The following is a 24,416-nucleotide window of genomic DNA, read 5'->3' as shown; positions in this document are numbered from 1 at the left end:
AACAGGCCTCGAGCTTCCCTTTTTTATTGAGAGCCTTAACTAAAAAGCTGAAACTTGCACCTTGATATTGCTTGGGTATACTTCAGTTTCAATTTACAAATGACAGATAGAGTTCATGGACACACCTAACCTAATTTCTTATGACGACGTTATCGATGCCGCTTACGACATCTTCCTAGAGATGGCAGCTGATAACCTTGAGCCTGCCGACGTCTTGCTGTTCACCATGCAATTCGACGAGCGCGGTGCTGCAGAACTGGTTGAAACGAAAGATGACTGGGCTGAGCACGTAGGCTTTGACGTTGACAAAGAAGTGTATGCCGAAGTGCGTGTTGGTCTGGTCAATGAAGAAAATGACGAGTTGGACGATGTCTTCGCTCGCCTTCTTGTGAGCCGTGATCCTGACAACAAGTTCTGCCACATCTTGTGGAAGCGTGACTAAGTCAGAAGCAAAGTTGAAGATCAAAAAAGGCGGAGCCCATCAATGGGTTCCGCCTTTTTCTTTAATGACAGATTACGCCAGAACCGGGGTATCATGGCGGCTACTATGGCGAACCCACAGTAAGCTAAGCACAACCAGAATAGCCATAACAGTCATTACCGCACCTAGAGTATATTGGTCTTCAGCTCGCATCATAGATGCTGCCAGCGTCGCCAGGCCCGCTCCAAGGTTCTGTAACCCACCCAGTACGGCCCCAGCCGTACCCGCATGATTTGGAAAAGGCTGAATCGCAGCGGTGGTTGCAGCAGGAAATAGCACGCCAGCACCAATGAAATAGACAAATGCACCGCCAATCAACGAGCTCACAGTCACCAAGCCCGCCATACCCGGAATAAAGATAGCCAGCGCACCTGCAATAATTGCTAGCATTCCCAAGTACATCACGCGCGCATTGCCAATCTGCTTGGCCAGTACCGCCGACAACCAAGACCCCGCCAAATAACCAGGCAATGGCAAGATAAACAACAAACTCACCGTTTTTGGATCCAGCTTAAGCACGCTGCCTAGCAACACACCGGCTGCCGCTTCGAACACAGCAATACCCGCGAAAGTCGCAATCAAGCACAGCACATAGCCCTGGAAGCGTCGGTTACCAAGTACATAGCGGTAGCTTACCCAAACACGCTCATTACGGCGGTTTTCTTTCGGTAATGTCTCTGTGAACTTAAACATCATTGCAATCGTCACTAAGGTACCGAAGATCAACAAGAACCAGTAACTCGCCTGCCACTCGAACGTTGAAGATAGGTAGCCGCCCAGCACTGGAGCAAGCAAAGGTGAAAAAATAACCCCCATGCTCACCAGGCTATTGGCTCGGTGAAGTTGCTCACCGTCAAAACAATCCCGGGTGACTGTACGGCACATTGCACCACTACAGCCTGTTCCCATCCCCTGTACAAAGGTGGCGACAAGGAACCACTCAAAGCTCGGTGAAAACAATGCTGCCATCGAGCCTACAAGGAAAATCACCATCCCTACAATAATCACTGGCCTACGCCCGATTCTGTCGGACAAAGGGCCGTAGATAAACTGCGATAAGCCATAAGGGATCAGGTACGCAGCCATCACCGCTTGTAGGTATGCCGATTTAACTGAGAAAAAATCCGCCATCGCCGGAATAGAAGGCACATACATTGTTTGGGTCATTTGACCCACAGCTGCAAGAATGATTATTAGAAATAACAATCTTGCCATGCTTGAAGAAGTTGATTGCTGTTTCACAGCCAATATCCCCGTTACAGAATAATATTTTGAGAAACTACGCCAGCTTTGATGAATTTCATTAACAAATAAAATTTAATGCTATTTTTTGGAGGTGACGCGGAGTATATGCTCGGGTAGTTGACAATTATTAGATTCAACCCCTGATTTGATGATCGGAATATTATAGCTGAACACTAATCTTAGCAAGCAGTTAGCATCCGGTGTAGCACGATAGTTTATTATCAATTGCATTAGAAAAACTAATGCCAAGTTATATGGTTTCGCTAGTCTTTCTGCTTTATTCCAAACAATGACAGAACACCATAACTGCAGCACTTGCATAATTTGGCAAATTTTAAGCAAAAAAAACCCTGCAAAAGCAGGGTTTAGAAATCGTTGATACTTTGATTAATCAAAGTGGAAACGGTGCTTGCCGTGAGCCGCTTTGGTTTTTAGGTAATTTTCATTACCATCTTTAAGGTGTGCCTTGGTGCCCACCACCTCTGTGATCACAATACCCAACGCTTCGAGCTCTCGGATCTTTTTCGGATTATTGGTGATCAAGCGAATTTCTTTCAAGCCTAACGCCGTTAGCATGTATGCCGCTTCAGAGAAATCACGAAGATCATCTCCAAAACCTAGATGATTATTCGCTTCATAGGTATTCATGCCTTGGCTTTGAAGCTCATAGGCATCAATCTTGTTATATAGGCCAATTCCACGACCTTCTTGGCGGAGATACAGCAGTACACCGCCCTGCTCACCCATCTTTTCGATGGTTTCATCCAGCTGTTCGCCACAATCGCAACGTGAAGAATGGAAAACATCGCCCGTTAGGCATTCAGAATGCATACGCACAAGTGGCGGTATAGAGCGCTGATCGGCATTTTGGAAAATCACAGCAACGTGTTCTTTGCCTGACTCTAACCCGTTAAATGAAAGTAGTTCAGCAGGAATATCACTTCTTTGACCGACTTTAAAAGGCACACGGGCCCTTACTTTAACCATGTTGTTCCTAAGTACTTCTACAGTCAAACCAGTAGCAGCAATCAACTCGATACAAGCCTAACGGTTAAGGCTACAGGCTTACTGTTTGACTGATTATTCTTTACACAACACCCAGCGGTGGAATACTCGATAGTAAAGCTATCGCTAAGGCATTACTCTTTGACTCGGGTTGATAGCCCATAATGATATCTAAAATTATCGCACTAAAACAGCGTAAAGGCACAGGTTGCTGGTTATCAGAGCAATATTGGCCTCACCTGATGAGTTATGTTATAACATAACAAGCATAAGGGTAAAACCATAAATTTCCTAAGGATTAGATGAACTAAAGCCATAGAGCGCTTTTAGTTTCCGGCTTTGGAAAAGACTAATCGACATTAAGGTAAAGCACACCACCCCAGCCATAATCATAGACATCCGCAACCAGTCATCGCCCATCATCAGTCTCACGGTAATCATCTCGTATGTCACCATCAGCCATTTGAGCGCGACAAAGCCCAGGCTTAGCGACATCACATAGGGAATCCAACGATGACGAATAAGCAGTAATAAAGGATAAACGAGTAAAATCAAGCAAGGCAACATGGCACCAAAGCGCAAGAAATGCGCTGCAAGTAGCCAAAAACTCACAACAATAGGGAATATCCGAAGTATCATAATACACCTCCCACAAAGAAGTATTATATATACACCTTAAACTGTCAGATATAAAGTTATATCCGCTTATCAAGCAGTTGACGACAAGCTACAACGCGGGTTAATACCAAGGGGCAATTTTTTTCACCAAGCCTATACATTCACCCTGTAATATCTAACTGAGTTATGTTTCAATAGCGGCCTTTTTGACCAACTCATGACTATTTAGATGGACACAACCCTTTGGCTGCGCTGGCGATCCCCTATCCTAGTTTTCGTACTGGGCGCGTTAGCTATTGTCAGTTCATCACAATCAATCAGCCATTTCTTGTTCAAAAACGAAGTGGAAAAGCGGCTTGAAAACATCCATATCTTCTATCAGGAAAGATATATTAATCTTGGCCGAGAGCTCTATGAACTCATTAGTACATTGCAGTTCAACTGCACGCAGCAGGACATTTCCTTACTCCGTGATACCATTGAGGAATCTACTGGCATTCAGCTGCTTGAATTGCAAACTATGCATTCAAATTGCTCTGTCTATGGCAAGAACGTACCATTAATTAAAGACTTCGATGATGACAAGGCTTTTATCGATCATGAAAATGATGATTTTAGCTATAACGTCACTCCTTATCATAACCATCGACTAAAAGTTGATTACCGCTTAGCAGATGCAAATTTAATTCTTATCACCGAGCCTGTTCAGAATGTCTTTACCCAGAGTGAGGTATGCCTAAACTGCACGGCGATGACCTTGAGCCGAGGCGAAAAAGAAATCCAGGTCTACCCTAAGCACCAGGGCAAAGAGTATATTCATATTGCAAGCAAAGGGTTCGGCCCCAACTATGCCTTCAACGTTTACGCCACTGAAAAAGGTGTAACCTATGTGACCGAAAATGACCTTTTCATCACCCAGCTTTTACTTTTCTTTATGTTGCTCTCAGTATGTTTAGCAATCGGCCTGTATCGCACTCCAGAACGCACGTTGAAAGAGATGATCACTTATGGGCTGATGAAGAAAGAATTTATCCCATACTATCAACCGATTATCGATAGCAAAACAGGCACAATGACCTGCTGTGAAGTATTGATCCGCTGGCAGCGATCTGATGGCGAGCTCATCTCACCGAATCAGTTTATTCCAATCGCTGAGCATAATGGCCAAATCAAGTTGCTTACCAACTATATGCTTGAGCAGGTTATCGACCAGTTCGAAGACGAGCTGATTGCAGACAGTGATTTCTATGTCAGCATTAATGTCACACCACAGCAATTGGAAGACGATGAGTTCCTCACCACAACCACCAACTTGCTCAAACAAAGAAATGTGCCAGCCAACCGACTCGCGTTCGAAGTCACAGAACGGATCCCGTTCAGTGATCTCACCAAAGCCAGGCGCATAATCCAGCACCTGACAGATTTTGGTATCTCGATAAAGCTTGACGATGCGGGTACGGGCTACGGTGGCTTTAGCTACCTGCAAAACCTGCCGATTGATACGCTAAAAATCGACAAAATGTTTGTCGATACCATAGGCACGAATGATCTGAAATCCAATATTCTTGATTCCATCATCCTTTTTGCCAAGCATGCTGGGTTAAAAGTTATTGCTGAAGGGGTTGAAACCCAGGCTCAGGTAGACTATTTGCACCAAAGAGACATCCACTTGATGCAAGGCTTCCATTTTGCCCGGCCAATGCCATTCAATGAATTTCGGCAGTATTTACAACAAGATCTGAAGATATCTGACGGCTAATTTAGCTGCGATATTAATCAACCAAACATTTTTTGCGCAACTTCAATTGTTATTTTTGACAGAAACTCTAAAATTGCGCGGTTACATTCCTAAAACACCTGTCATATTGCAGGCTCAGGATACATTAATTAGTCTTGCTGCTTAGAAGCAGTGATTGACGCAGTAAAGGAAATGACATGATTCAAGTAGTTGGTCACAAAAACCCTGATAGCGATAGCATCTGTTCAGCACTTGTTGGTGCGGCTCTTCTTAAAGCTCGTGGCCTTGAAGCTAAGGCTGTTCGTCAAGGTGAAATTAACCGCGAAACTCAGCACATCCTAGAAACCGCAGGCGTAGATCAGCCTGAGATGTGTACTGGCGTAGCTGGCGAGAAAGTTTGGTTGGTTGACTACACTGACTTGGCGCAAGCACCAGACGACATCGCAGAAGCTGAAATCGTAGGTATTGTTGACCACCACCGCCTAGGCGACGTGATGACAGTTAACCCACTTGAAGCATGGATCTGGCCTGTTGGTTGTACTTGTACCATCATGTTCAACCTATTCAAGATGGAAAACACAGAGATCACTCGTGAACTAGCGACACTTATGATGTCTGCAATCCTGAGCGACACTGTTGGTTTTGCTTCTCCAACTTGTACTCAGAAAGACAAAGATGCAGTTGCTGAGCTAGCACCGCTTGCTGGCGTTGAAGATCTAGACCAGTTCATCAAAGATCTATTGATCGCTAAGACTGACATCAAAGGCCTATCTGCTGCTGAGCTAGTAGAGAAAGACCTGAAAGCTTACCCGTTCAAAGAGCGTAACGTTGTTGTTGGCCAGATCGAGCTTGCTACTCTAGAGCAAGTTGAAGACATGATCGCTGACCTTGAAGCTGACCTTCAGCGTCGTTGTGACGAAGAAGGCCTAGCTATGGCAGCGCTAATGCTGACAGACATCACTACCAGCACAACTCGCCTACTTTACAAAGGTGAGTGGAACGAAGTACTGGATACGCACGCTAAAGATGGCATGCTAATGATGGAAAACACGCTAAGCCGCAAGAAACAAGGCTGGCCGTGGCTTCAGACTGTACTGGCTTAATTGCCCGTTAGTCATAAAAAAGGAACGCAGTTGCGTTCCTTTTTTTTGCCTGTAACGTAAAGAAATACTTAGGCTATCGATGCTTAAGCGCCGAAGTCTCATTCAGAATGTCGGCAAAATGAGAAACAAACTCCCGCCCTATCAACTTCCCTTCCCGGTAGTCTATTTCCAAATCATCCTTACTGCTCAGTAACGCACGGCTTCTCAAGCTTTTCTCCGGTGCTATCTGAATGATTTGCAACCCTTCTGGCGGGGAGATCATAAATTCATGGGCATCTTGGTAGGTGGTGTAATAACGGTTGAGCATATCAATCACTTCTAACCGCTTATTGGTACCAGTCAGTGACAGAAACCGCTCTATATTATCTGCAGAGAGCAAGCTCCAACCTCTGCTCTTGCTGGCTGGGTCGGTGCCTCCGGTGGCCTCAGCTTCCTCGCAATGCAATGGCTCCTCTTTATCACGCCAGTTCAGCTTCCAGCTTTCGAACTTGGTGGTGAGTTCACCATGCAGCGCCTTCACTCGATCCAACGACTGATTGAGGCTAAGCCTTTCGATATATTCAGGTAACACTGTCTCCACCTTACCCCGCCAGTCATCAAAACGGCTGGCTCCATCTTGTGGCAGAGCAACAGGCTCGGTTCTAACGACAATAACCAAGTCAGCACCACGCAATTGTGCCTGCCGGACTGGCACAGCTGCACTTACCCCGCCATCAACCCATTCTAAGTCATTAATATTGACAGGCTGATTGTAGATAACAGGAATGGCACAGGATGCCCTCAATACCTCGCACCAGTTTTCCTCGTACATCGGCATATAAATATCTTGCAAGGTATCTTTACGGGTTGCGCAAGCTAATGCTGTCCTGCGTCTCAGTACTTCACGGGCGGTGACAATATCCAACGGGGTAGAACCACGTGGACAGACTTCTTCCAGTGCCCAATCGAGGTTCATAGATTTCTGTTGGCTCAGGTATTTATACAGATTGAAAAATTCATTGTCCGTGGTGTAGTTGACAATGAAGTTATAGCCGAACCGGGGTTGACGGCTGATAAATGAAGAAAGGTTTAAGGCGCCGGCGGAAGTGCCGATGTATAGCTCGAAGGGATCAAAACCGCTTTCCAAAAAAGCATCAAACACGCCAGCTGTGAAAATACCGCGTTGCCCGCCTCCCTGTACAACCAGCGCTATTTTTTTCTTTTTCGCACTCAACAGCTGGCGCGAGAAATTGTTAATTAAAGGTAAATCGAAAGCTTTTAAGCTAAACGGTAAATGATTTGTCATACCCCTGTCTCTCAGACTACAGAATCCATTTCAGGCAGTATACCGTCCTTAGTTTGATAAAACCTTAATCTTGTCTACAATTTTACTGCTGTATTAATAACTTACATAGTAACTGAAACTAGGCCAAAACCCATAATTACAGTCATGGTGATGATTGCAGTTAAGACAGCGAACTTCAAATCAGAATCCATAATAATACCCCTACTCCATCAAGGTGCTTAACAAGTTGTTAACTCTATTTTAGGGAGAGTTCAAGATTCTGGCTAATGAAAAAGCAATAATATACGAAAGCTGTCACACTAAATATTATGTTTGCGCTATTGGATAATGGTATGAAAGCAGGACACTTATTGATATTTTGCACAGGGTTAGTAGCAGCATCGAATGCAGTGGCTGCCAATGCTATCTACGTGACTCCCTATGTTGGATATACTTTTTCTAATTCAATCACTGACGACAATGGGACAAAAATAGAGCCTGAAAACGATCCTCATTACGCTATCAGTATTGAGACAGACCTAGATAAAGGTCGCGTAGGGTTATTTGTTAGCCACCAGCCTACAGACTATGAAACGTTCTCTGGCTCAGGCTCTTTTACCTATGTTCACTTCCAAAGCTCATTGCGTTTTGAGACTTTCCAGCACTTTAACACCTTTGCTGGCGCGAGTGTCGGTACCACGATTGTCGATGCCGATTGGAGCGATCAAGACCTTGTTTTCTCAGGCAGTTTCTTAGGTGGCTTAGAGTACAAAATCAGTCCAAACTTTTCCGTTTTGTTTGAAGGGCGCTGGCTAGTTAACTTGATGGAAAGTGATACCACTACTGTTTGTAACTTACCGGAAGGCAACCAAACATGTAACATTAAAGTGAACTCTGAATGGTTAACCCAATTCCAAACCAACTTAGGTTTCACCTACTCATTCTGATCCCGTTAACTTTCTGCAAACTGGTACTCTACCCAAGTTACCTCAAGGTGCTTGGGTAAAATAATTTCTAGTGTGCATTTCCACTACCCATAGCCCTTTTCACCACCTTAACCTTCGGGTTTTGTAAAATAATATTTCCAACCTGCCTTTTTTGCCCACAGTAGTTGTTTTAACCATCTGAAGAAAGATCACAGTTTTCTTGACTAGCTAAAGAACAAATTCCAAAAACTAACAACTATAAAGCAACCCCTTCGCAACAATAGGCTCTATTGCTTTACATAATAACTCTAGTTAATCTCATTCCATCAGCGTGGTCTTACCTTTCAATTCTCACGCTAAGTATTGATATTAATTGGAATAATTCTCTGACTAATCCTATTTCTATAGTGATTTGCAGTACATAAGGAGATGTATATGAAACGTGAACAATGGGGCTCACGAGCAGGATTTATCCTTGCTGCAGTAGGCTCTGCAATCGGCCTTGGGAACATCTGGCGCTTCCCATATATGGCTTATGAAAATGGTGGTGGCGCCTTTTTTATCCCTTACCTTTTCGCCATGCTCACCGCCGGTATCCCATTTATGATCATGGAGTTCAGTCTTGGTCATAAACTACGTGGTGCCGCACCGAGAGCCTTTTCAAAACTAGGTACAAAATTTGAGTGGCTTGGCTGGTTCCAAGTATTTATTGCAGCCATCATTGCTGTTTACTACGTCGCGATTATCGGCTGGGCTATCTCGTACTTGAGTTATTCGTTCACCCAAAGCTGGGGCTCAGACACCAACGGCTTCTTCTTCGGCGAATACTTGAAGCTGGGTGACAACACACCTAGCCAGCTAGGTAGCCTACAGAGCCATATTGCCATTCCGATGGCTATTGCGTGGGCCATTACATTTGCTGCCGTGTTTACCGGCGTAAAAGGCGGCATTGAGCGCGCCAGTAAAATCATGATGCCACTTCTATTTATCATGGTGCTTGCACTGATTGGTCGCGTGGTCTTCCTTCCTGGTGCTCTTGACGGTTTGAACTACCTGTTCCAGCCAGATTTCAGCAAGATCATGGATGCCAAAGTATGGTCAGCAGCATACGGCCAGATCTTCTTCACCCTGAGTGTCGGCTTTGCCATCATGATTGCTTACTCAAGCTACTTGCCTGAGAAATCGGATATCAACAACAACGCCTTTATGACGGTACTGATCAACTGTGGTTTCTCTATCACGGCTGGTGTATTGATCTTCGGTGTGTTGGGTTACATGGCGCAAGAACAGGCCAAACCGATCACAGAAGTTGTTTCTGCTGGTGTTGGTTTGGCATTCGTGACTATACCGGCAGCAATCAACCTGCTACCGGCTCCGTTTATCCTTGGCCCACTATTTTTCTTGGCCCTGGTTGTAGCAGGCCTTAGCTCGCACATTTCAATCATCGAAGCGGTTACGTCAGCCATCATCGATAAGTTGAAGATCTCGCGTAAGCTTGCTGCCTCTTTGGTATGTGGAACCGGCTTTGTCGTATCGATGGCCTTTGCCACCAATGGCGGCCTGCTGCTCCTAGACTTGGTTGACTACTTCATTAACAACGTTGCACTGCTTGCGAGCTGTTTGGTTGAACTTGTCGTTATCGCATGGTTGTTGAAAGTGTCTGACATCCGTAACTACGTAAACAGCATTTCGGAATTCAGCATCGGTAAATGGTTTGAGATTTGTATCCGCTTCCTAAGCCCTGCAATGCTGGCGGTGATCCTAGGCACAAACCTAGTGAATACCTTCAATGATGGCTACGGCGGTTATGCTACATCAGACCTACTGATGTTGGGCTGGGGCTTGGTTGCAGCTATGTTTGTTGTTGCCGTTATCATCAACCTTTCATCTAAACCACAACTTCAGCAAGAGGCCAAACTATGACCACAGGTGCAATTATTATGATGTTGTTCGGCTTGGGCATTACATGGGGCGGCGCGGCATACTGCATCTCCGTTGCGATGAACAAGCAATAGAAAAACACTGACTAAGACCAAGGGGGCGTTTCGCCTCCTTGGTCTTTGTACCCAGCCAAAAGTAATTATGTTAACGATGATGCATTCTTATAAAGAATTCTTTTCTTTATGGCAATCAGATAGCTACAATCGGAAGTTATGAGATGGCAGCTTAAAAATAACGGCAAGAAAGCCTTACAAGCCATCAGGCCAGATTTATCTGTTGAGCCCAGTAGAAATAAGAATCAAGGATTTGAAATGAAGTTAGCAGCATTAGTACTCTCAACGGCACTCGTCCCATCCTTCGCTTTGGCGTCTACATCCAGTTGCGAAAGTGAAAAGTACCATCAATATATCGACGCTTCGCTCAACTGGTATGAAAACCTCGTCGAGCTAGCCGTAGAAAAAGAACCCGATCTCAAAGAAGTGGGCGATTGGTTCCTAGAAGGGCGTAAACACCATTTCGAGTTAAACCGAGATGCCTTCGATTGGTATCTAACCAACGACAAAGAAAGGCTCGCCCTATCCCAACCTGTTGAGTCTTGGCTAAGCCTCACTCAACAAGATGTTAAAGCGCTCTCTGAGCAAGACTCAAAATTAGGCAAAGCGGCAAAACTGGCCTTCGATGATCGCCAAACTAAGCCTCATCCGCAGAACTATGCACTACGCAGTGCTTTCGCCGAGCTGCTAACCCACCCGGGTAACATTGAAGAGCCACTCAATGCCTATAACCAAAAAATGACGGCGATTGCTGAAATGGAATGTAAGTAATCACCTGGTCGCTGGCTCAATAAAAATTTTATATAAATTGAGCCAGTTTCTTATTTCTTTCAATTGCATACATCGGTTGATTCATACAAGATTAACGGTTTTTTGCTACTGTCAATCCACCTTTTTCACCATGAATCCCTTTGATTAGGAAGGATCCCAAATGACAAACCGGTACGCGAACGCATTCATCGTTCTTCTTCCAGCTGCTTGCTTATCGACTCAAGCGTTAGCCAACCAACCACAGCCTTGGTCTGCAGGCTTCAATGCCGACATATCTATTTTGGCTGGTTATTCTGAAAGCCGTTCTCCTTTCAACACTGATGACAGCACGATCAATGATTACGGCAAAGCAGATAAAGAAAGTGATTTTCTTATCGCCCCGCTAGGCACCATCAGCTATACCAACGAAGCACTCGACAAGCAGGTTTACTTTGGTACCAGCCGTTCAGACTTAGCATTCGGTCGCTTCCATGTTGAACTGGGCTATAAACACAAACTCGAAGACAACGGCACCTTGGTTTTTAGTTATGTCCCGGGCCTTCTGACCAGTGAAACCTGGCAAGACCCTTACTTGCTAAATGAAGCACGTTCAAAGACAGACAGTAAAATTAGAGGCCTGCGTTTTCAATACAACCAGATCCTCGGCAGTAATTTCTCTCTAGAGCTATCTGGCGGTAACCAAGATCTTGATGAGGAAGCCAGCGGAGCCAGCCAGAGCGATCTCACTGATGCTCAGAAGCAATCACTGGATCGCCAATCTGATATCTACTTTGCCCAGCTAAGCCACTTTTTGCCAATTAGCCGCACGCAGGTCATCCGCTCAGCGGTTAGCTATACCCGTAATGACGCACAGGGGTCAGCAATGGCCAGTGATAGCTACGGTGCAGAGCTAGGTGTGGTACAGCGAGTCAATAAAGCCAGTTTTGCATTGACGTTCAGCTATAACTACGTTGACTTTGATTCGCAGAACCCAATCTTCGAACGTACCCAACAAGATGATAAGTGGGGTATGTTCCTCGCCACGCAATATGACGAGCCTATGGGCTGGGAAAACTGGAACTTAGTATCGCTTATAGGCTATAACCAAAGTAACTCTAACATCACTTTTTATGATGAAGAAAGCTTACTATTTACCGTGGGTATGAACTACCGTTTCTAATTTTTTTCGACAGCGGCGGCAAATTGCATTAAATTAACTGCAATTTGCCGAAATAGTTACAAGTTATCAATCGTTATGGCAGTAGTGGATCACAAAAAAGCCGATGCAACCCAAGAGTCGCTGCATCGCATTTTTACAGTGCCGGAAGCACCAGAGTCGACGTTAGGTCGGATCGAAAAAGACATTTCAGAAAACCTCAATGTGTTTTTGCAGACGCATATTGCTGCCCGTGAAAAACCTCTGGCAGAAATCGAGAAGGACTTTTCGTCCGCCGATATCCCAGAGACCCCGAGCTTTGTTTCTGATCATACCCATTTCCTATTGGACAAGTTGGTTGCGCAGTCTGTGCATACCTCTGCCCCGACGTTTATCGGGCATATGACATCAGCCCTGCCCTACTTCTTGATGCCGCTGTCCAAAATCATGATCGGTTTGAACCAGAATCTGGTGAAAATCGAAACCTCCAAAGCGTTTACGCCACTGGAGCGTCAGGTGCTGGGCATGCTTCACAACCTGATTTATAGCGAGCAAGAAGCCTTCTACCAGCAGTGGATGCACAGTGCCAACCATTCGCTCGGGGCTTTCTGCTCAGGCGGTACCATTGCAAACATCACTGCACTTTGGGTTGCGCGCAATAGTGCCCTCAAACCAGACGGTGAGTTCAAAGGTGTCGCACAGGAAGGGCTTTTCAAAGCAATGAAGCATTATGGCTACGAAGACCTCGTGGTACTGGTTTCTGAGCGTGGGCATTACTCACTCAAGAAAGCCGCTGACGTATTGGGCCTGGGCAGAGACTGCTTGATACCTATCAAGACTGACAGCCAAAACCGTGTGCGTGTTGATGAAATGCGCGCCAAGCTAGAAGAGCTCAAGCAAGACAATATCAAAGCCTTTGCGATTGTCGGTGTAGCTGGAACGACAGAGACCGGTAACATCGACCCGCTTGAAGAGCTGGCTGACTTGGCGCAGGAATACGGTTGTCATTTCCATGTCGATGCTGCTTGGGGCGGTGCGACACTGATGTCCAACACCTATCGCCCGCTACTGAAAGGGATCGAGCGTGCTGACTCTGTCACCATTGATGCCCACAAACAGCTGTATGTGCCGATGGGTGCTGGTATGGTCATTTTCAAGAACCCAGCCCTAATGACGGCCATTGAGCACCATGCTGAGTATATTCTGCGTAAGGGCTCCAAAGACTTAGGTAGCCATACTTTGGAAGGCTCAAGGAGCGGTATGGCGATGCTGCTGTACGCCAGCCTCAATATCATCAGCCGCCCAGGCTATGAAATGCTGATCAACACCAGTATCGAGAAGGCCAAGTACTTTGCCTCTTTGATTAATCAAGATCCGGATTTTGAGCTGATTTCAGAGCCCGAGCTGTGCTTGCTGACCTACCGCTATGCCCCGGCTCGAACCCAGGAAGCGCTGCGCTTGGCAGATACCGCTCAACGGGAAGAGCTGTTAGCAGCCCTTGATGATATGACCAAATTCATCCAGAAGCGCCAGCGTGAATCAGGTAAGTCTTTTGTTTCTCGTACCCGTATCACACCAGAGGCATGGGACCGCAGGCTAACAACCGTTTTCCGCGTCGTACTTGCCAACCCACTCACAACGGAGCAGATACTCAAGGAAGTATTGCAAGAGCAAAAAGATATTGCCAAGCAGAGCCTGATCAGTTTCCCTAAAATCAACACACTCACTGACAGTATTCTCAATCAGCAAGTTGCTCTCTAAATTAGCATCATTCAAGTGAGTAAACGGTTAGAAAGCCTGGCAAAAGCCAGGCTTTTTTGCATCAAAAGGCGCGAAAAATGATTTCATATTTCTTCACAGCTTGCTGTAAAAATCATCAATTGCCATAAAATAATTATCACAAAGCAATTAACCGCTTGATAAAACACCTCTAAAGCGCTCAAATTCCAACCAAACAGTCATTTCATCTAAAAGTAATCTCCAATACAGGGCTTTGAAATGACAACAAACCCACCCCACACACGCAACCAAACCTTAACTTTTAGCCATTGAATGCAAAATTAAAAGTGTACGTCTTACTATTGATACTCTTCGGACCGTTCACAACACGCAACAATAATTGATCAAGATCAACAAAAACGCCGATTAAAACGGACAAAATAGGCCGATATCCAGTGGATATCGGCCTATTTATTACAATTTATTTCAGCGGTTCAGTACATCAATGCCGGGTAATTAGTCACCCGCAAACATGTAACCTTCACCGTGTACCGTAACAAAAATCTGCGGGTTTTTCGGGTCAACCTCCATCTTTGAGCGCATACGGCGGATCAGCACATCGATGGTGCGATCATTTGGCGCTTCAACACGGTGGCTGAGCATATTCAAGATACGCTCACGACTCAGGACCACGTTCGGGTGGGAAGAAAATGCCACCAACAACTCGTATTCAGCCTTGGTCAGTTTAACCGGCACACCATTGTGAGTTAGCGCACGCTTATTGATATCAAACTGCCAATCACCAAAGCGAATAATGCTATCTTCCTGCATCTCAACAATGGTTTCATCACGTGCTTTTTCGACAAGGGAGATGCGCCACAGCAGGTTTTTTACCCGAACCAAAAGCTCTCGCAATTCAAAGGGTTTGGTCACGTAATCGTCGGCACCCATCTCTAATCCGACGATACGGTCAATGCTGTCTGTACGCCCTGTCACCAGGATGATGCCGACTTCTGAACGGCTTCTCAGCTCACGTGCCAGCATTAGGCCGTCTTCACCCGGCAGGTTGATATCGAGCATAACCAGATCGATCTTTTCACTGGCCATCACTTCGCGCATCTGGGCGCCGCTTTCGGCCTGACTGACTTTATATCCCTCATTCTCGAAGTACCCAACCAATTTGGTACGGGTAACAATTTCATCCTCTACTACAAGTACGTGATGACTCATTTTTTTCTCTTTATGTCTTATTTACTGTTCTATAAAACGTTAGCACAGGAGGCGGCTATTCACAATTTGTCATAAACCAGCAAATCCTGTTCACCGCCGCCATTAACCTTATTCACATCGTGGAATTAAGATTACCCCATAAAAATTTATACGTCACCGTAGTTTACGGCAGGCATTCATTCTAAATTGGAATCTTCCACTATGAAAAAACTTTGGCAAATGTTGACTAAGCCTAGCAGCAAGTATTCGATTCTTGCGCTGGTCTTGGTTGGTATTGGTATCACTTTGGCGGGCGTTTTGACCGTTCACAAGAGTTTTGAATTCGCTTCAACAACAGAATTCTGTGTTTCTTGCCACACCATGGAACAGAACTACGAAGAATACAAACAAAGCATCCACTTCAAAAATGCCTCTGGTGTTCGTGCCGAGTGTGTAGATTGCCACCAGCCAAAAGATTTCCCAGGTAAGCTAGAACGTAAGCTTGGCGCATGGAAAGACGTATACAACCACTTCATCACCAAGAAGATCGATACCCCTGAGCTTCTGGAAGAACACCGCCTCGAACTGGCAACTGCCGTTTGGGACCGAATGAAGAGCCAGAACTCCAAAACCTGTAAGAGCTGTCACTCTTACGATGCGATGGATCACAGCAAACAGTCTGCTCAAGCTGCATTCGAGATGAACAAAGCAGCCGCTGAAGACATGAACTGTATCGAGTGTCACAAAGGTATTGCCCACGAATTGCCAAACATGGCTGGCGGCTTCCAGAAAGACTTCGAAGAGCTTCAGGCAACGGCTAACTCACAAGGTGCGGTTGCAGAGACCCTGTACTCACTAAGCGAGAAGAATATCTTTGCCGTTGCTGATGCAAACAGCACCGTATCAGGCAGCCTACTTCCAGCTTCTGAAGTTACTGTACTGGAGCGCGACGGTGACATGATGAAAGTGAAGATTGATGGCTGGCTTGAGAAAGAAGGCCGTGGCCGAGTGCTTACAGAATACATGGGCAAACGTGTTTTCAAAGCGACCATTCGTGGCGATGTGAAAGAATCTGAACAGCTTATCGAAGAGCAGACTGATGCATCAACCAACATTGTATGGCAGCACGTTTCTGTTGAAGGCTGGATCACCAAAGATGACATGATTGATGACATCCAACCTATCTGGAACTACGCAGAAGGTATGTACGGTTCGACCTGTACCGCTTGTCACGCAGCCCCAGCACCAGGCCATTTTACTGCAAACGGCTGGATCTCAAGCCTGAACGGCATGAGCGCCTACTACCGTCTAAGCAAAACTGAAGAGCGCACCCTTCTGAAGTACCTTCAGAACCACGGTAGTGATACTGGCGGCGCTGGCGCACATTAATTCCTATTAGCAGAGGGGGGAGTCCACTCCCCCCTCCCAAGCAAAAGAATTCAAATTTAAGGAATTGCTCAATGGCAACTCAAATTCTAAACAAAGGCGTTTCACGCCGCCGCTTCCTTTCTGGCATGGTGGCAGCAAGTGCTGCATCAGTGGTGGGTACAAGCCTACTTGCACCACGTAGCGCCATGGCTGCAACCGACACTAAAGCGACTTTCACTGGTGAAGTGCTTTCTGGCTCCCACTGGGGTGCTTTCCGCGCCAAAGTCGAGAACGGTGTATGGGTTGATACCGTACCGTTCGAAAAAGACAAGCATCCAACCACAATGATCGACGGTGTGCGTGAAGTGGTTTACAACCCTGCACGTGTTAAGTACCCGATGGTTCGCCTAGATTGGCTGAAGCACGGTTATAAGTCAGACACTACACAGCGTGGTGACAACCGCTTCGTTCGTGTGCCTTGGTCTCAGGCTTTGGACTTTTTCTACCATGAAATGGAGCGTGTCCAGAACAACTACGGCCCAAGCGCACTTTACGCCGGCCATACTGGTTGGCAGTCAGTAGGTAAACTGCACTCTGCAGGTACCATGATGATGCGTGCAATCGGCCTGCACGGTACTTTCCTTGCTAAGATGGGTGACTACTCAACAGGTGCGGCGCAGGTGGTACTACCTTACGTTGCCGGTGCAATGGAAGTATACGAGCAGCAGACATCTTGGCCGCTGGTTCTTGAGCACTCAGATACCATCGTAATCTGGGGTTCTGACCCAATTAAGAACCTGCAAGTAGGTTGGTTGGTTCCAGACCATAGCCCATACGCTTACTTTGATAAGCTTGCAGAGAAAGTGAAGAACAACGAAATCAAAGTTATCTACGTTGATCCAGTTGTTTCTGATACCCAAAAATTTGTTGGCGGCGAGCAGGTTAAAGTAAACCCGCAAACTGATGTTCCTTTGATGCTGGCGATTGCGCACACGCTATACACTGAGAACCTATACAACAAAGAATTCCTTGCTGACTACACCACTGGTTTCGACAAATTCCTGCCTTACCTATTGGGCGAGAAAGACGGCACGCCAAAAACACCTGAGTGGGCAGCGAAGATCTGTGGCATTGACGCTGATACTATCCGTGAACTTGCTCGCCAGATGGCTTCAGGCCGTACCCAGATCATCGGTGGCTGGTGTCTACAGCGCATGCAGCACGGTGAGCAATACGCGTGGATGCTGGTTGTTGTTGCCGCTATGCTGGGTCAAATTGGCCTACCAGGTGGTGGCTTCGGCTTCGGCTGGCACTACAACGATGCTGGCTCGGTAACGTCAGCAGGCCCACTGATGTCTGGCTTCAGCGGTGTAACCGGTGTCGACCCAATCCACAACGGCTCATACAAGGGTTACTCTAACTTTATCCCTGTAGCACGTTTCGTAGACTGTATCGAAAACCCAGGCAAAACCATCGACTGGAACGGCCACCCAGTGAAGTTCCCAGAAATGAAAATGGCGATCTTCTGTGGTAACAACCCGTTCCACCACCACCAAGATCGCAACAAGATGATCAAGACCTGGCGTAAGCTGGAAACGGTTGTCTCTGTTGACCACCAGTGGACTGCGACTTGTCGCTTTGCCGATATCGTTCTACCTGCGACGACTACGCATGAGCGTAACGATATCGAGCAGTATGGTAACCACTCCAACGCCGGTATCATTGCCCTGCCGAAAGTGGTAGAGCCAATGTACGAAGCAAAAGATGATTTCGACATCTTCCGCGAACTGTGCCGCCGCTATGATCGTGAAGAAGCCTTTACTGAAGGCAAATCACAGATGGAATGGATTGAACAGTTCTACAACGGTGCCCGCCTGCAAGGCCGTGGTATCGGTGTGCGTATGTCCAACTTCAAGAAGTTCTGGGAAGAAGAAGGCTTCATCGAATTCCCTGCGGGCACTGAGTGGGTTCGTCACGAATCATTCCGTAATGAACCAGACCTAGAGCCACTGGGTACTGCGACAGGTCTTATCGAGATCTACTGTAAGACTATCGCCGACATGAATTACGATGACTGTCAGGGCCACCCAATGTGGTTCGAGAAGACAGAGCGTAGTCACGGTGGTCCTCGTTCAGATAAATTCCCGCTGAACATGCAGAGTACTCACCCGAAACATCGCCTGCACTCGCAGCTATGTTCTTCTACTGAGCACCGTGCAACTTACTCGGTAGCCGACCGTGAGCCGGTATATCTGAGCATTGAAGATGCCAAAGCCCGTGGTATCAAGTCAGGTGATATTGTCCGCGTATTCAACGACCGTGGTGAAGTATTGGCAGGTGCTGTTGTTTCTGAAGACTACATGGCAGGCGTTTGCCGTATCCATGAAGGTGCATGGTACAGCCCGCTAGAAGGCGGTAAGCCAGGTACAATTTGTACTTACGGTGATCCAAACGTACTGACCCAAGATATCGGCTCATCGAAACTTGCTCAGGCAACATCAGCTGCATCTGCACAGGTAGAAATCGAGAAATACACAGGCACAGTACCAGCTGTGACCGGTTTCCATGGCCCAACCGCCGTCACTGACATTAACCCACTATTCCCAGCAATGGATCTAGACTAAGTTAATACCAGCTAATACCCAGTCAGGGGCTTAAGCCCCTGACTGATTTTTACTTTTATAACAGTGTGTTTAAAGAACCTATTCACGTATAATAAATGCACCATTTATTTTATCTGAATATGTTTTTAATACGGTCAGCACAGCACCGTATGCCTTGATTTGGAGTGATCATGAAAGAGTTTATTGCTTTCAACGAACAGCGCGCAGAAATTTATTGGTGGATGTCATCCCTTTTCGCTCGTGAGCTGACCGAGCAGGACATCGAACAATACCGTGGTGGCGATATGGTCACTTTCTTGTCAGGCTTGGCAATGACACCTGAGCTAAAACAGCCAGTGGAAGCCTTCCGCGATGCCCTGAACCGTTTGGAAAGCCGTGAAGACGCCCAACTAGAGCTTGCTGCGGATTTCTGTGGCTTGTTCCTGAGCACACCGAAATCCGGTGCCCTACCCTATGCGTCTATGTATGTCGGCGAAAGCGGCCTGATGAATGACAAGCCCGCGCAAGACATGAACAAGCTGATGGAAGAGTACGGCATAGCCCAGCGCAAAGAGTTTAACGAGCCAGCCGATCACCTGGCTGTCGAGCTCGACTTCATGGGCAACCTAATCATTATGGCTAACCAGCAAGGCTCACAAGAGCAAGCTGAACCGGTTATGCAGGCGCAGCTCGATTTCATCAACACTATGCTGCTTAACTGGCTGCCAGCATTTGCCGCTGAAGCCAAACAGCGAGACCAGTTTGGTTTCTACGCAGCAGCAGCACAAGTGCTCATCGCATTCTGCCATTTGGACGTGCAGTTCCTAAAAGGCGAAGAACAATAAACCTGACTGGCAGTAGCCAGCGACTCAAAAACACTATCTTCATTTGCCGGCACATGGATTGCCGGCTTTTTTATACTTCGCCTTCCATGCAACGCCCACTTTCAAAGGCAGGCTTCTGCTTGTTCAGTTCGTATCCAGCATACATGACACAATACTGACAATCCGCTTTGGGAGCTTTTATACATTGCAGCCATAGCGATGATAACCACCAATAAAGGTTAATTTATGCAAAACAGCAAAACGCGTACCCTGCAACAATCAAATTCAGTATTCAGCCTAATGAAATACGCCCTTCCTTTGATGCTTGTGACTTTGTTCGCATTCAGCCCAGCATCGAAGGCCAGTGATGCTGCAACCGATACGGTTGCTAGCCAGAAAGAAGTGACACACCGTATTAATGCAATCCAGCGTGATTTGACCAGCATCCGCCAGCAAACGCTACAAGCGCACCCAGAGCTGGTCGAGCAGGCAAAAGATTTTGAAGCGGCCTACAAAGAAAAAGCCAAAGAGGTAGGTTACAACCCAGACGAGTTTGTTAGCCAGGCACAAGAGATCCAAGAGAAAGTCCGCAATGCTGAGACCAGCGAAGCAGAGCGCGAAACCTTGATTCAAGAGTTCGCCGCTGCCAAACGCCAACTAGCCGAACAACGCGAGAGTATCCTTGCCGATGAAAAGTTGATGGCAATGCAGGAAAAGCTGCAGGCTGATACATTTGCAGCAATGAAAGCAAACAACCCTGAAACTGAAAGCTTGATCCAAGAGCTTAATGGCCTATTGGAATCTCTTCAGTAATCCAGAGACTTCCCCAGTTATATTCATTGGCAGGTGAACCACGTATTCGTGGCTTCCCTGCCATTTTCATATCTAGCCAAACTTAGCGACCATCTTCATAGTCACTCATGTTAATTCCCATTTCTTCTGCGACTTCCAACCAATAGGGTTCAGCTTCGCAGATGCAGCAGTCACACCAGTTAGCCACACCTTCGTGCATACTTAGCTTTTCACTTGATTCTGACGACTTTTGAACAACTTGAGGGGATTCTGGGTTTTGTGTTTTATCCGACATAGAAAGACTCCTTTTTCACCAACCTGAGTCCCTATTATTATAGTGAACCAAGAACGAAACCACGGACCGCGACTTGCTAACCTGGCCGCAAAACCAAATGTAATACATAAAAAACCCGCTATAAATAGCGGGTTCTCAATCACTTCATTAACGCGTACTGCCTAATTACAGCTCGATCGGCTGGTTCGCCTTTAGCAGCTTCATGCCTTGGATATGCTGGATAAACCATTTTACAATCGCAAGCAATGCTATTATGAGACCTACAAAAGGAATGACCTGCAAAATCTTATGCAGTACAGGGCTGTACACCCAGTACTCTGCCCCGGCAATGATGCCCGTGGTGGTTGCTGCAGTTACTCCTAACACTACAAAGAAGGTGAAGAAATAAAAGAAGGTTCGGATGATGGTGTAGTAATGGCTGTAGCTCAGCTCATCTGTCCCCTTGTTCAGCTTGTAAGCCGAGTAGATAACCGCAATGATGCCTGAAAGCATCAAAGTCAAAGGGGTAAGGAAACTGGCAATATAGGCAAATCGCACTTCGCGGCGTGGATCAGTAGACATGACTTTATCCGTTGATAATTATCTTTATCCTAATTATCACAGGTATTTTTGTGCTATCAAGTTTGGATAATCAAGACGCTGATCACGATCAAGCCTATCCGCTATAGTCTGTTATAGTCACTTATAATGACAGATAAAAAACAGCCTAGATTGAGCGGTCTAGGCTGTTGGAAGGTATAGCTTTTTACAGATTAAAGCTCTTCAGTCGGTTGCGTTACTTCGCTACCGTCTTTGATACGGCGGTGACCTTCTTGGAGGTGAACAAAGTCCACCAAGTCATCACCACCAACCTGGAAGGCTTGGCCGAAACCTTTAACGAAGAGACCTTGAGTCGGCTCGAAACGGAACATTTTGAAATCTTCCAAGCCGCTAAGGCCATCGATGATCTCGCCAAAACGTGACTTCAGCTCTTCTACTGCCGCCAGCCACTTCTCGGTTTCACGCTCTACCACAACCACATTGGCTTCGAACGTAAGGCGTTTGCGTGCATAAATGGTTTTAGACGATGCTTCATCTTCAATCATCATCAAAGAAACCTGTGGGTTTTCCAGCAGGTTACGTGCATGCTTGGCAATTTGGCTGATTAGCACGTAGTAGCCGTCATCCAACAGCGCAAAAGGTGCGTAGCTCACGTTTGGCTTACCGTCAGCATCCACTGTCGCCAACTGGATAGTCTGGCAAGACTGGCGGAATTCTTTAATTTCTGGACCTAGGCGGTTTTGAAGGCGCTCTTGCTTTACAGCATTCATTCTGACTTTCTCCGGATATTATTATTTGAATTTAGTTTTAAGTTCTTGGAATTTTTCAATTTGCTCTGGGAACAGCTGACGTTTCTTGTCGCGTCCCAGGTAAACCTTGAATACACACTCACCGCCTTTCGCGAAGAAGCCGATGAAGTAGCTTTCCTGGCCCATAAATGGCTTGCTTACCAAAGCAATGTCAGTCACAAGGTCGAGGCGCAAGTGGCCATGCAATTCACCCTCTTTACCCATTAGATTGTAGTAACCACGTGCTTCTTTACCTTTAGGGAAAGGCGCTTTTACTTCAAAAATAGATGCCATTGAGTGAACAATGGTAGTAACTGGGCCCCATGCAGGTAGCTGTTCAAGAATTGTTTGGGCATGTTCGCCTGGAAGGGCAACCACTAACTCTTCAGGAAAAGCCATCACAACTTCACCTTCAGTAACACCTAGGGTTTCGGCAATAGCCATGGCATGCAGTTTAGGCTCTGCGGCTAGTTGTTCTGCAACTTGTGCTTTTAGCGATTCAAATGAAATTTTCTCAAACACGATTTTTCTCCAGGTACTTCAATGTACAGGTTTTTAATAAGTTATATTTTGACTCTGTTAAGCTGCGATTTTATTCATCGCATGCTGTTGTAGAACTTGAATCATCGACTGGGCCAAAGTGACAGACCAAAACGTTCCAGCTAACGTCAAGGATAGATACTGGCCTTCCAGTTTGACCAGCCCGTTCTTTTGCCATGCTTCGAACAATGGTTTACACAGGCCAAAAATGTCTTGCTCAAACTTCTGCTGGAAATCCCTTGCAGACAAGAATCCACGGTCAAAACTGGCTTTGATCTCAGCATGCAGCGCTGCCTGCGGGCTAGACCTAGTCATCATGGCAAGCGGAAACTGCTCAGCCTTGATCGCTTCGATATAAGCTTCCAAGGTACGGTGCTGCATAAAACCGAAGCCGCCTACGTTACCGCCCGCACCAGCGCCCAATGGCAGGACTTCGGCTGAGGTTTTCGCAAGGCTGTTATAAATACTGCGCTCTCGGTTATCTCGAGCCCAATGGTTTCCGCTAAGTCGACGTAAATGGTGCTCCGCCATGAAGTTAACACCGTACTCAAACATAGATGCTTTGGTCGGCGTATCAGCAGGCTCAGGCAGGCGCCCTTTCTCAATCATGCCTTTCATTGGTGTGCCACCCATCTCGATCAACTGGTAAAGGTCGACGCCATGAGCTCCACTGTCCAAGAAGTCATTCAAATCTTGCTGCCATACCGCCATATCTTGATAAGGCAAGCCAAACAACAAGTCGATAACGATTGGCGCAGCATTGGTCGCACTCAGAGACTGGATGCGTTCTAACACCGGTTCGCGGTCATCAAGGCGCTTAGCCTTGCGGCGTACCGTTGTGTCAAAGCTTTGTACACCAAAAGAGAAACGATTAAAGCCGCCTTCTAGGGCACCTTCGAACATTTGATCATCGAAGCGGTTAATACGGCCTTCAAGGGTAATTTCGCAATCTGTGGTCAATGGAAAGTGAGCTTTCACCATTTTACCCAGGCGTGTCACTTGCTCTGCCGTTAAGTCGGTTGGCGTACCGCCACCAACATAGACCGCCCGAAACGGGGCTGCTTGTGTCCAAGGCATTGCCGCTTTTGCTTTAAGCTCAACCATCAGTGCATCGAAATAATCATCAATTAGAGACTGGCTGGAAGCATACTGGAAGAAATTACAGTACGTGCAACGCACACGGCAGAATGGAATATGAATATAAAGACATCGACTGTTAGGACTTTCTGGCACAGTCGCTAGCGCCTTGAGCGCTAAACCCTGTCGCTCTTCCTCTGCGATCATTGCCGACATACCACCGGCATGCGCTGAACGCTTATTGGCGAATGCATAGCGAAGTGGGTCAGGCGTGTGCTTTCCTACCACCGCTTCAGTCAGTAGTTCCGGCGCCAACACAGCAGATTGTAATGCTTGTTCTTCAATCATCTACTTTTTCGTCGAGCTAGATACCTAGCCCCT

At 46.5% G+C, this 24,416-nt stretch carries 24 protein-coding genes; 13 read left to right on the top strand and 11 right to left on the bottom strand.

What is annotated here, in order from left to right:
* The first annotated feature begins 115 nt into the window (after positions 1-115).
* On the top strand, positions 116-442 hold the full coding sequence (locus ACXAGQ_RS14385) for an HI1450 family dsDNA-mimic protein (RefSeq protein ID WP_107298386.1): 327 nt from the start codon (positions 116-118) through the stop codon (positions 440-442).
* A 72-nt stretch (positions 443-514) separates the two neighbouring features.
* On the opposite strand, the gene emrD is transcribed toward ACXAGQ_RS14385, so the two are convergent.
* The 3 genes from emrD to ACXAGQ_RS14370 all read right to left on the bottom strand — a co-directional run bounded on the left by emrD (position 515) and on the right by ACXAGQ_RS14370 (position 3,370).
* Positions 515-1,696 (bottom strand): multidrug efflux MFS transporter EmrD, encoded by a 1,182-nt coding sequence (emrD, locus tag ACXAGQ_RS14380; RefSeq protein ID WP_475254767.1) that lies wholly within the window; start codon positions 1,694-1,696, stop codon positions 515-517.
* A gap of 417 nt (positions 1,697-2,113) precedes the next feature.
* Complete coding sequence (locus ACXAGQ_RS14375) at positions 2,114-2,713, bottom strand: GTP cyclohydrolase II (protein ID WP_187462193.1); 600 nt, start codon at positions 2,711-2,713, stop codon at positions 2,114-2,116.
* Positions 2,714-3,022: 309 nt separating this feature from the next.
* A complete protein-coding gene (locus ACXAGQ_RS14370; RefSeq protein ID WP_475254620.1) occupies positions 3,023-3,370 on the bottom strand; it encodes a hypothetical protein in 348 nt (115 codons plus the stop codon).
* Positions 3,371-3,578: 208 nt separating this feature from the next.
* On the opposite strand from ACXAGQ_RS14370, the gene ACXAGQ_RS14365 reads away from it, so the two are divergent.
* Positions 3,579-5,108, top strand: a complete 1,530-nt coding sequence (locus ACXAGQ_RS14365; protein ID WP_475254618.1) for an EAL domain-containing protein — start codon at positions 3,579-3,581, stop codon at positions 5,106-5,108.
* Between the two features lie 176 nt (positions 5,109-5,284).
* Positions 5,285-6,190 (top strand): manganese-dependent inorganic pyrophosphatase, encoded by a 906-nt coding sequence (locus ACXAGQ_RS14360; protein ID WP_475254617.1) that lies wholly within the window; start codon positions 5,285-5,287, stop codon positions 6,188-6,190.
* 73 nt (positions 6,191-6,263) lie between these two features.
* Here ACXAGQ_RS14360 and ACXAGQ_RS14355 read toward each other — a convergent pair whose 3' ends face one another.
* Complete coding sequence (locus ACXAGQ_RS14355) at positions 6,264-7,475, bottom strand: patatin-like phospholipase family protein (protein ID WP_475254616.1); 1,212 nt, start codon at positions 7,473-7,475, stop codon at positions 6,264-6,266.
* Between the two features lie 101 nt (positions 7,476-7,576).
* A complete protein-coding gene (gene cydH / locus ACXAGQ_RS14350) occupies positions 7,577-7,666 on the bottom strand; it encodes a cytochrome bd-I oxidase subunit CydH (RefSeq protein WP_475254615.1) in 90 nt (29 codons plus the stop codon).
* A 141-nt stretch (positions 7,667-7,807) separates the two neighbouring features.
* On the opposite strand from cydH, the gene ACXAGQ_RS14345 reads away from it, so the two are divergent.
* The 6 genes from ACXAGQ_RS14345 (at position 7,808) to panP (ending at position 14,041) form a co-directional block, all read left to right on the top strand.
* The gene (locus ACXAGQ_RS14345) at positions 7,808-8,401 is read left to right on the top strand and encodes a hypothetical protein (protein ID WP_475254614.1); all 594 of its coding nucleotides are present in this window, start codon (positions 7,808-7,810) and stop codon (positions 8,399-8,401) included.
* Between the two features lie 414 nt (positions 8,402-8,815).
* Positions 8,816-10,303: a sodium-dependent transporter gene (locus tag ACXAGQ_RS14340; protein ID WP_475254613.1), complete on the top strand. Its 1,488-nt coding sequence runs from the start codon at positions 8,816-8,818 to the stop codon at positions 10,301-10,303.
* Positions 10,300-10,395 (top strand): MetS family NSS transporter small subunit, encoded by a 96-nt coding sequence (locus tag ACXAGQ_RS14335; protein WP_475254612.1) that lies wholly within the window; start codon positions 10,300-10,302, stop codon positions 10,393-10,395. Before ACXAGQ_RS14340 ends, ACXAGQ_RS14335 begins: the two co-directional genes overlap by 4 nt.
* A 237-nt stretch (positions 10,396-10,632) precedes the next feature.
* Positions 10,633-11,145 (top strand): hypothetical protein, encoded by a 513-nt coding sequence (locus ACXAGQ_RS14330; protein ID WP_475254611.1) that lies wholly within the window; start codon positions 10,633-10,635, stop codon positions 11,143-11,145.
* A gap of 160 nt (positions 11,146-11,305) precedes the next feature.
* A complete protein-coding gene (locus tag ACXAGQ_RS14325; RefSeq protein WP_475254609.1) occupies positions 11,306-12,304 on the top strand; it encodes a DUF2860 domain-containing protein in 999 nt (332 codons plus the stop codon).
* Positions 12,305-12,379: 75 nt separating this feature from the next.
* Positions 12,380-14,041 carry a pyridoxal-dependent aspartate 1-decarboxylase PanP gene (gene panP / locus ACXAGQ_RS14320; protein WP_475254608.1) on the top strand — a complete coding sequence of 554 codons (1,662 nt, stop codon included), beginning with the start codon at positions 12,380-12,382 and terminating at the stop codon, positions 14,039-14,041.
* Positions 14,042-14,515: 474 nt separating this feature from the next.
* Here panP and torR read toward each other — a convergent pair whose 3' ends face one another.
* Complete coding sequence (gene torR, locus ACXAGQ_RS14315; protein ID WP_475241346.1) at positions 14,516-15,229, bottom strand: two-component system response regulator TorR; 714 nt, start codon at positions 15,227-15,229, stop codon at positions 14,516-14,518.
* A gap of 201 nt (positions 15,230-15,430) precedes the next feature.
* Between torR and torC the strand changes: the two genes are divergently transcribed.
* The 4 genes from torC to ACXAGQ_RS14295 all read left to right on the top strand — a co-directional run bounded on the left by torC (position 15,431) and on the right by ACXAGQ_RS14295 (position 20,816).
* A complete protein-coding gene (gene torC, locus ACXAGQ_RS14310; RefSeq protein ID WP_475254606.1) occupies positions 15,431-16,597 on the top strand; it encodes a pentaheme c-type cytochrome TorC in 1,167 nt (388 codons plus the stop codon).
* A 71-nt stretch (positions 16,598-16,668) separates the two neighbouring features.
* Positions 16,669-19,200: a trimethylamine-N-oxide reductase TorA gene (gene torA, locus ACXAGQ_RS14305; protein WP_475254604.1), complete on the top strand. Its 2,532-nt coding sequence runs from the start codon at positions 16,669-16,671 to the stop codon at positions 19,198-19,200.
* 170 nt (positions 19,201-19,370) lie between these two features.
* The gene (gene torD / locus ACXAGQ_RS14300) at positions 19,371-20,024 is read left to right on the top strand and encodes a molecular chaperone TorD (protein ID WP_475254603.1); all 654 of its coding nucleotides are present in this window, start codon (positions 19,371-19,373) and stop codon (positions 20,022-20,024) included.
* 225 nt (positions 20,025-20,249) lie between these two features.
* On the top strand, positions 20,250-20,816 hold the full coding sequence (locus tag ACXAGQ_RS14295) for a hypothetical protein (protein WP_475254601.1): 567 nt from the start codon (positions 20,250-20,252) through the stop codon (positions 20,814-20,816).
* A gap of 82 nt (positions 20,817-20,898) precedes the next feature.
* Here ACXAGQ_RS14295 and ACXAGQ_RS14290 read toward each other — a convergent pair whose 3' ends face one another.
* The 5 genes from ACXAGQ_RS14290 to hutW form a co-directional block, all read right to left on the bottom strand.
* Positions 20,899-21,090 carry a hypothetical protein gene (locus ACXAGQ_RS14290; protein WP_475254600.1) on the bottom strand — a complete coding sequence of 64 codons (192 nt, stop codon included), beginning with the start codon at positions 21,088-21,090 and terminating at the stop codon, positions 20,899-20,901.
* A 165-nt stretch (positions 21,091-21,255) separates the two neighbouring features.
* Complete coding sequence (locus ACXAGQ_RS14285) at positions 21,256-21,651, bottom strand: hypothetical protein (protein WP_475254599.1); 396 nt, start codon at positions 21,649-21,651, stop codon at positions 21,256-21,258.
* A gap of 191 nt (positions 21,652-21,842) precedes the next feature.
* Positions 21,843-22,400 carry a heme utilization protein HutZ gene (gene hutZ, locus ACXAGQ_RS14280; protein ID WP_475254598.1) on the bottom strand — a complete coding sequence of 186 codons (558 nt, stop codon included), beginning with the start codon at positions 22,398-22,400 and terminating at the stop codon, positions 21,843-21,845.
* 21 nt (positions 22,401-22,421) lie between these two features.
* Positions 22,422-22,940, bottom strand: coding sequence for a heme utilization cystosolic carrier protein HutX (hutX, locus tag ACXAGQ_RS14275; protein WP_475254596.1), 519 nt, complete (start codon positions 22,938-22,940; stop codon positions 22,422-22,424).
* A gap of 57 nt (positions 22,941-22,997) precedes the next feature.
* Complete coding sequence (gene hutW / locus ACXAGQ_RS14270; protein ID WP_475254594.1) at positions 22,998-24,383, bottom strand: heme anaerobic degradation radical SAM methyltransferase ChuW/HutW; 1,386 nt, start codon at positions 24,381-24,383, stop codon at positions 22,998-23,000.
* Positions 24,384-24,416: the final 33 nt, after the last annotated feature.

It is taken from the genome of Photobacterium sp. ABD4_091 (genome assembly GCF_056160145.1).
Note: the sequence above shows the minus strand (reverse complement) of the source record. Positions and strands in the feature narration are given on the sequence as shown.

Bases quoted from the DNA above. Each gene is read 5' to 3' on its own strand.
- ACXAGQ_RS14385 (WP_107298386.1), top strand. From the start codon at position 116: ATGGACACACCTAACCTAATTTCTTATGACGACGTTATCGATGCCGCT.
- emrD (WP_475254767.1), bottom strand. From the start codon at position 1,696: ATGGCAAGATTGTTATTTCTAATAATCATTCTTGCAGCTGTGGGTCAA.
- ACXAGQ_RS14375 (WP_187462193.1), bottom strand. From the start codon at position 2,713: ATGGTTAAAGTAAGGGCCCGTGTGCCTTTTAAAGTCGGTCAAAGAAGT.
- ACXAGQ_RS14370 (WP_475254620.1), bottom strand. From the start codon at position 3,370: ATGATACTTCGGATATTCCCTATTGTTGTGAGTTTTTGGCTACTTGCA.
- ACXAGQ_RS14365 (WP_475254618.1), top strand. From the start codon at position 3,579: ATGGACACAACCCTTTGGCTGCGCTGGCGATCCCCTATCCTAGTTTTC.
- ACXAGQ_RS14360 (WP_475254617.1), top strand. From the start codon at position 5,285: ATGATTCAAGTAGTTGGTCACAAAAACCCTGATAGCGATAGCATCTGT.
- ACXAGQ_RS14355 (WP_475254616.1), bottom strand. From the start codon at position 7,475: ATGACAAATCATTTACCGTTTAGCTTAAAAGCTTTCGATTTACCTTTA.
- cydH (WP_475254615.1), bottom strand. From the start codon at position 7,666: ATGGATTCTGATTTGAAGTTCGCTGTCTTAACTGCAATCATCACCATG.
- ACXAGQ_RS14345 (WP_475254614.1), top strand. From the start codon at position 7,808: ATGAAAGCAGGACACTTATTGATATTTTGCACAGGGTTAGTAGCAGCA.
- ACXAGQ_RS14340 (WP_475254613.1), top strand. From the start codon at position 8,816: ATGAAACGTGAACAATGGGGCTCACGAGCAGGATTTATCCTTGCTGCA.
- ACXAGQ_RS14335 (WP_475254612.1), top strand. From the start codon at position 10,300: ATGACCACAGGTGCAATTATTATGATGTTGTTCGGCTTGGGCATTACA.
- ACXAGQ_RS14330 (WP_475254611.1), top strand. From the start codon at position 10,633: ATGAAGTTAGCAGCATTAGTACTCTCAACGGCACTCGTCCCATCCTTC.
- ACXAGQ_RS14325 (WP_475254609.1), top strand. From the start codon at position 11,306: ATGACAAACCGGTACGCGAACGCATTCATCGTTCTTCTTCCAGCTGCT.
- panP (WP_475254608.1), top strand. From the start codon at position 12,380: ATGGCAGTAGTGGATCACAAAAAAGCCGATGCAACCCAAGAGTCGCTG.
- torR (WP_475241346.1), bottom strand. From the start codon at position 15,229: ATGAGTCATCACGTACTTGTAGTAGAGGATGAAATTGTTACCCGTACC.
- torC (WP_475254606.1), top strand. From the start codon at position 15,431: ATGAAAAAACTTTGGCAAATGTTGACTAAGCCTAGCAGCAAGTATTCG.
- torA (WP_475254604.1), top strand. From the start codon at position 16,669: ATGGCAACTCAAATTCTAAACAAAGGCGTTTCACGCCGCCGCTTCCTT.
- torD (WP_475254603.1), top strand. From the start codon at position 19,371: ATGAAAGAGTTTATTGCTTTCAACGAACAGCGCGCAGAAATTTATTGG.
- ACXAGQ_RS14295 (WP_475254601.1), top strand. From the start codon at position 20,250: ATGCAAAACAGCAAAACGCGTACCCTGCAACAATCAAATTCAGTATTC.
- ACXAGQ_RS14290 (WP_475254600.1), bottom strand. From the start codon at position 21,090: ATGTCGGATAAAACACAAAACCCAGAATCCCCTCAAGTTGTTCAAAAG.
- ACXAGQ_RS14285 (WP_475254599.1), bottom strand. From the start codon at position 21,651: ATGTCTACTGATCCACGCCGCGAAGTGCGATTTGCCTATATTGCCAGT.
- hutZ (WP_475254598.1), bottom strand. From the start codon at position 22,400: ATGAATGCTGTAAAGCAAGAGCGCCTTCAAAACCGCCTAGGTCCAGAA.
- hutW (WP_475254594.1), bottom strand. From the start codon at position 24,383: ATGATTGAAGAACAAGCATTACAATCTGCTGTGTTGGCGCCGGAACTA.